Origin of the sequence: Rhodococcus sp. KB6 (assembly GCF_001445685.1) — a bacterium.
Classification (GTDB): domain Bacteria; phylum Actinomycetota; class Actinomycetes; order Mycobacteriales; family Mycobacteriaceae; genus Rhodococcus_F; species Rhodococcus_F qingshengii.
Map to the genome: position 1 here is coordinate 1 of NZ_LNAK01000051.1, position 6,143 is coordinate 6,143.

Sequence of the window (6,143 nt, forward strand, 5' to 3'; positions counted from 1 at the left end):
GTCACAGGGTTGGTCCTTCTTGGTCGAGAACGGCTATTTCGCAATTCCCATTCTCGCGCCGAGGACCAGCCCGTCTACTTCAGTCCCGCGTCAGCAACGTCCGTACCCGCAACACCTAGGCTATGCGGGATTCAGCGCCCAATTCGCAACCGATAGCGGTAGGTTCGGACGAATACTGGTGAGTTGCGGCATAGGGGCGATGTTTCTAGGGGGTGACCCGACTTGCTGCGATGCGACGAGCGGCGTCAAAAGGTGAGTTAATAGCGAAATGTCACATTTGTTGATTTTTTCGGATATCGTGATTGGACATTCATTCGAAGTTAGATTTTTTGCGCTGCCCTGTTCGTGATTGCCCCTGGGATCCGGGAATGGCCCGATAGTTCTTGAGGTGTTCTGATCGTTCTGGCACCGCGAATTCATGGCTCAGAATGCCCGTGACGATGATGAGGACATGGGGTGGTAGGCAAGTGACCGGCGGGGTGATGCTGATTGACGATGCAGATCCTATTCAAGTGAGAGGTGAATGGGCAAACCACCTACTTGCGCTTGGTGCGCGACTCGCGCGTCGGAGTCCCTCTCTAGAATCCGACACACGGTTGGTAGTCGCACTGACCGTGCCCACGCGCGATCTAGCTGCTGTCCTCATTGGAACGGGCTGGGCGCTGACCCGTCCCATCAAGATCCCGGCACCTCCGGCTGAAGTCTTGTCGACTTTGGTGAGTGGAACCCCGGTGCTAGTGCTCACCGAAGGACGTTCTTTGTTCGCCGAGACGTTCTACGGCTCACGAACAAGAGAAGGACAAATACTGGTGCATGTTGGCGCGCCGTCGTACCGGCTCGAGCAGATCAAATATTTGGTGCCCGGACCACCGTTAGACGGACATGACGGCAAGATGAAAGTGCCAATTCCTGGAAGTTTGGTCACCAGCTCTGGCCGCGAAACGCAATGGGAAGCGGAGCAGGTTTCTTCAGCATCCGACGTCGTGTTTGTGGGTACCAAATCTTGGATCACCGACGAAATGAAGATCAAGATCGGCCATGAACGCTCAAGTCTGAATAGCTTCGCTGAGCTATTGCGCCCGAACGATGGTTCTCGCCCTTCGTGGGGTAGTTCCATCCTGCCCGCCGTCCGGTCGGAAGAGGCGATCGTCCCTTCCGAAGCTAGTCTGGCAATTTTGGATGGCACTACAGCGGCTAGCTGGATCAACGAACTATCTTGCGCCGTTACTGTTGCCATTATCGATCGTTCATCAGCTGACGACTTCGCTGCCGAACCCATTTTGCAACTCCGCCGCATAGGTGGCACACCAGTTTCCTTACAGGATCTTGGGTGGAAACCACCGTCAGGTATCGAAGCTCTGGCATTCGAGACGTGGCGATGACTCGGTTAACCGAGATCTCCGATCGCTATCGGGCGGCCGCAGTCATGATGGGAGCCGAGGTCGAGTTACATGCAGTTGCAGACGACGTCGGTGCACAGCTGGATGCATCCCTGCGTCGGCTCATCGCCCGGTTGCGCCAAGACGCCCCTGAGGATTGGCAGGATCTCCTCGCGATCGCAAAGCAGCTCCGCTGGCGTCTGGCGACCAATCCCGCGCCTGCAGAATTCCGGTCAGGAGACGATGAAATTGTTAGTGCACTCGTGTCCGAGTGTGACCGACGAAAGCATGGAGCCGAAGAAGCAACACAGCTTCTACTGAGCGACCTGGCAGACCGAGCTGAACGGTCTCGCGGTGGCGACCGACCTTCCGGCGTAATACTTTTGGAATCACTATCCGAGTTGAATTTCGAATCGTGCGTAGTTGTTGCGGCTTCCCGGAGCGTCCAGTATGCGCTGCGCCAATGGTTCGACAGCCTCGAGATTGCCGTGCCGGTGCTGAGTACGACCTTCCGCGCGCAGGAACATGTCGTTAATCAGGCCTACGTGGTCGGCTCACCGTCATTGTTTGCGCCGGCCCTGGCCTCGGCACCACGAGCCGAGAGGCTTGCCTACGTTCTACCGTCATGGGTTCGCGACCGTACGTTGCCCAGGTCCTCATTTTCGGATTATGCGGAGGGCGCGATTGCGCCCAGTCTGAAGACCTTTCATATCGGCCTGGAACCTGTCGTCAACGGGGCGCCGGTTGTCGCCGATGATCAGTTGGTGCCACAGCCGGTCTGGTCCCCAACGTCGTCCCCACAGTCGGCTCGTATCGGCGAGACGTTGGCGCGGAAAGTGCTCCTTGCTGGCGGTTTGGCCATCATGCTCGACCAGTCTGGTGAGCACATCAGGAGTTTGTATCCGGAGCGGCCTCGAGGGAAACGCGTCGAACTCGGTGATGTATCGGCCGTCACAGTCGGCAGCTATCTTGTTCTACGTGAGGGATCAACCGATTCTGAAATGCTTTACGAGCAAGCAATCGCGCTGCTTGGAGAACGTGGTCCGGCGGCGCGTAGTTCGCAGGAAGAGTGGAAGTCTGCGCTGACGCGAGAGGTCGTTCGGATGGGGGTGAGCGAAGTGGAGCGTTCGCTCGGCAAAGCTGGCGTCAAACGCGCAGATCGAGCACCTGCGTGGATAAGTGCCACGATGGTCCGCCCGCAAGATGACAACGATTTCGCTCTCTTACTCCAATGGCTGGGCTTACCCAAACAGCCGCATTACGGGCTCGCGACAGATCTGCGCCGAGCCCGATTACAGGCAAGCGCAGGCATCCGTGAACGGCTCGAAGAGGCCATGTCGACTGTGGATTTGGGTGAGCTCGATCGGGCCGGTTTCCAACGTTTAGAACTCGATATTCCTGGATTTCGTAGCATAATCGCAACCCGGGTACTGGCGATGTCGCCAGTGCTCCAATCGGTTCATCGGCGTGAGATCCGCCGACCGTTCAAAGACGCTGGTGCCCAATGGCTCGAATGATTCCTCCCATTATTTCCCCAGATTCGCCACCGGGGGAACGGCAAGTATTCGAGCGACTCGCCTCCGATCCACTTACCGATGGCTGGACTGTCCTGCACTCGCTCGCCCTTGCTGAACATGTCAGGCAGGTTCAGGGAGAGGCGGATTTCGTTGTCATTGTTCCAGGCCACGGCATCGCAGTCATCGAGGTCAAGTCGCATGCGAAGGCAGCCTGTTTACCTGATGGCCGTTGGCAACTCGGAAATCACACGCCCACCGCACGCGGCCCGTTTCAACAGGCGAACGAGGCGATGCACAGTATCCGTACATACCTGCAGAAGCACGGTGCAGATCTGCGCGCAGTACCTATTGTGAGCGGGGTGTGGTTCACCCATCTTCGGGCCCGCGCGGCCCTGCCTTCCTCCCCTGAGTGGCACGAGTGGCAACTGCTTGACCGGGACGATTTCCGAACAGGTTCTGCGCGAGCGGTTTTGAGACTTTTCATCAAGGGCCGTGAGCATCTGGCCGACCACATGTCCTCACTTCGCCGGCAGCCGGGACTGCCGAGTCAGACCTCGGTGGACTCGCTCGTGTCTGTACTCCGTCCGCGTTTCGACATTGCGATCGCTGCAGGGGACATGCGGCGTGACCGCCAAGGGGAATTGGCGGTCTTCTTGGCGGAGCAGTACGAGGCACTCGACGCGATGGCGGACAATCGTAGGGTCCTGTTTACGGGTCCGGCTGGTTCGGGTAAAACGTTCCTGGCGCTCGAAGCTGCTCGCCGCGAACAGATGGACGGGGCAAGCGGACGCCTCCTGTGTTTCAACCGTTTGCTCGGCAAGCACCTGCGCGCAAGCATTCCAGCCTCGGCCGGCCTGCAGATCGGAAGTCTGCACAGTGAGCTACTCCATTTCAGTGGTTTGACGCCACCGTCTAATCCCGGCACTGCCTTCTGGGATGACGTCCTGGCGAGTGCCACTGACCGACTGCTCGACGGTAACTTCGCGCGGGAGTTCCTGGTGGTCGACGAGATTCAGGATTTAGCGAGGCCTGAGTACCTGGATGTGCTCGATTTGATGGTGAAAGGTGGCCTGGCGGGCGGGCGTTGCCTCTTTTTCGGCGACTTCGAAAGGCAGGCGCTGTACAACCTTGCAGACGGGCGGAGGGCCTTGAACGAGCGCATCCCCGGGCTGGTCAATCATCGACTGGTGACGAACTGCCGTAATCGGCCGCGTATCGGTTCCGCAGTCGAACTTCTAGTGTCGATGTCCCCGGGGTACAAACGATTTCGGCGAGACGACGACGGTGTGCAGCCGCGCTACTACTGGTACAAATCGGCCGTCGAGCAAACAGCCCAGGTAGTCAAAGCGGTCCACGACCTGAAAGCGGAAGGATACGAGCTGGACGAGATCGTGATACTGAGCCCGCGACGTGACAACTCCATCGCCGCAACTACTGCGGATCCGTGGCTGAAGCAGATCTTGTCCGCGGAAGACGGAAGCAAACCAGGCAAAGGTCGTCTCCGTTTCGCGACGATACATTCCTACAAGGGGCTGGAAGCTCCTGCCGTTATCTTGACAGACATCGATACACCCGGCCTTCCCGGATTTGATGCGTTACTTTACGTCGGTCTCACCCGTGCCACCGACCGGTTATCTCTCGTGGGTACTCGGGCGGCGCTGCGGCCAAAGTTGGGAGTTTAGGCAATGAGCGGGATCGATGCACGCAACATCATGGAAAGTGCCGTCCGGCGCGAACTATTCGGTCCAGCCCCCGACGAAGCAGGTAGCGGAAAGCCGCTTGACACGTCGGCCGGTTCATTGCACTTCGAGTCTTGGCCCGAGACACGAGGGCTGTGGTTCGACGAAGCAACAGGCGAGGAGATCCTGACCGACACTGAGCCGCTTCGTCGATATGGCATCGGCGTGCTGTACCCGCGAGGCTCCGCAACCCGGATTGTTCCGGCAGAGTCGACCGCCGGAATATCGGGACTGCCGACAGACGATCAGATCCGAGACGTCGAACCCGCCCTCGGCCTCGTAGACGACGTGACGTTCGCACGGCAGGACTCTGACACCGACGATTTCGACCTCAGCGACGCTAACTCCTTTCTGCCCAGCGCTATGGCCATCTCGTTCCGAGCCCGCGTGGCGGCGGAGCAATCCCTGCAGGTAAGTGCGTCTTTCGCGTATTACCAGAAGGTTCCGGTCCACATCGCCGGATCGAGTCGCGAATGGTGGCTGCGCCGCCCCGTCACGATGTCCGCTACGATCCATGCTGAAACGCTGCTCGAAAGTACGAAGGAACTCTTCTCGTTAGACGCGGAGTCCTCCTCACCGCAAGAGCAGGTGCACCCCCAGCTCCAAGCGTATTCGCGGCCTGTGCCAGGTGATCCCGATCCTGCGTGCCGATTGGTCACAGTCGTTCTGGTCAACACCTCCGTAGGCAGCGGATCGGCTGCCGCCCTCTTGCAAGCCGGGTTCGAGATACGCCCCACCTCAGGGGCCCAGATCGAGGCATACCCGGAGCCCGATGCGGCCGGCGAGTCCGGCAGCGAAGAAGCGTCCATCGCGTTGTTGTATCGGCACAAGCAGACGTATGCCATTGGCCACGGCTGTGCAGCGGATTGGGACGAACCTGAGGGTGGCTCAGCAGCCGCAGTACGCGCTGATCCGCTTCCTGTCTACGAGGTGCCAAGTTTGACGCCCGACGTCTACCGTCAGGACGAGAGAGGGCAGCGGGTACCAGTGCAGGTGAGTATGCACTCTCTCGCCAGCGGGTCGAAAGATGGTCACCAACAGATCGACACCGTCCTCGGCCTCTATGCGAGTTGGATCGAAGATCGCCGCCAGGAGATAGGAAACCTGCCTGAGCGCTACCGTGACGCGGCTGAGGACCATGTCGAACTCTGCAGCGGCGCTCTCGCACGGATGCGGTCCGGGCAGAAGCTGATCGTGGAGAACAAAAATGCTGCCCGGGCCTTCCGTCTCGCCAACGAAGCCATGCTGTACCAGCAAATCCGCTCAAATCTCCCGACTCGCAAAGTCAGCCTCGACAAAAATGGCATCGTCGAGGTCGCCGGGCCAGCACCTGAAGCCGTTCGAAAACCTGGAATCGGGAACTGGCGTCCTTTTCAGATTGCATTCCTACTAGCTGTTGCGGGTACGGACGTTGCTGACGCGGGACTGAAGTAGACGGGCTGGTCCTCGGCGCGAGAATGGGAATTGCGAAATAGCCGTTCTCGACCAAGAAGGACCAACCCTGTGAC

The 6,143-nt window shown here is 59.1% G+C and carries 4 protein-coding genes; all 4 read left to right on the plus strand.

The window, feature by feature from the left end; translation table 11 throughout:
* Positions 1 to 467: 467 nt before the first annotated feature.
* From ASU23_RS11185 to ASU23_RS11200, 4 genes are read left to right on the plus strand one after another with little or no spacing between them, the layout of a single operon-like run.
* A complete protein-coding gene (locus ASU23_RS11185) occupies positions 468 to 1,382 on the plus strand; it encodes a hypothetical protein (RefSeq protein WP_233272442.1) in 915 nt (304 codons plus the stop codon).
* Positions 1,331 to 2,896, plus strand: coding sequence for a hypothetical protein (locus ASU23_RS11190; protein WP_233272443.1), 1,566 nt, complete (start codon positions 1,331 to 1,333; stop codon positions 2,894 to 2,896). The genes ASU23_RS11185 and ASU23_RS11190 overlap by 52 nt, the downstream gene beginning before the upstream one ends.
* Positions 2,893 to 4,578: a nuclease-related domain-containing DEAD/DEAH box helicase gene (locus ASU23_RS11195; protein WP_058037928.1), complete on the plus strand. Its 1,686-nt coding sequence runs from the start codon at positions 2,893 to 2,895 to the stop codon at positions 4,576 to 4,578. The genes ASU23_RS11190 and ASU23_RS11195 overlap by 4 nt, the downstream gene beginning before the upstream one ends.
* A 3-nt stretch (positions 4,579 to 4,581) precedes the next feature.
* Positions 4,582 to 6,069, plus strand: coding sequence for a hypothetical protein (locus tag ASU23_RS11200; RefSeq protein ID WP_216637120.1), 1,488 nt, complete (start codon positions 4,582 to 4,584; stop codon positions 6,067 to 6,069).
* Positions 6,070 to 6,143: the final 74 nt, after the last annotated feature.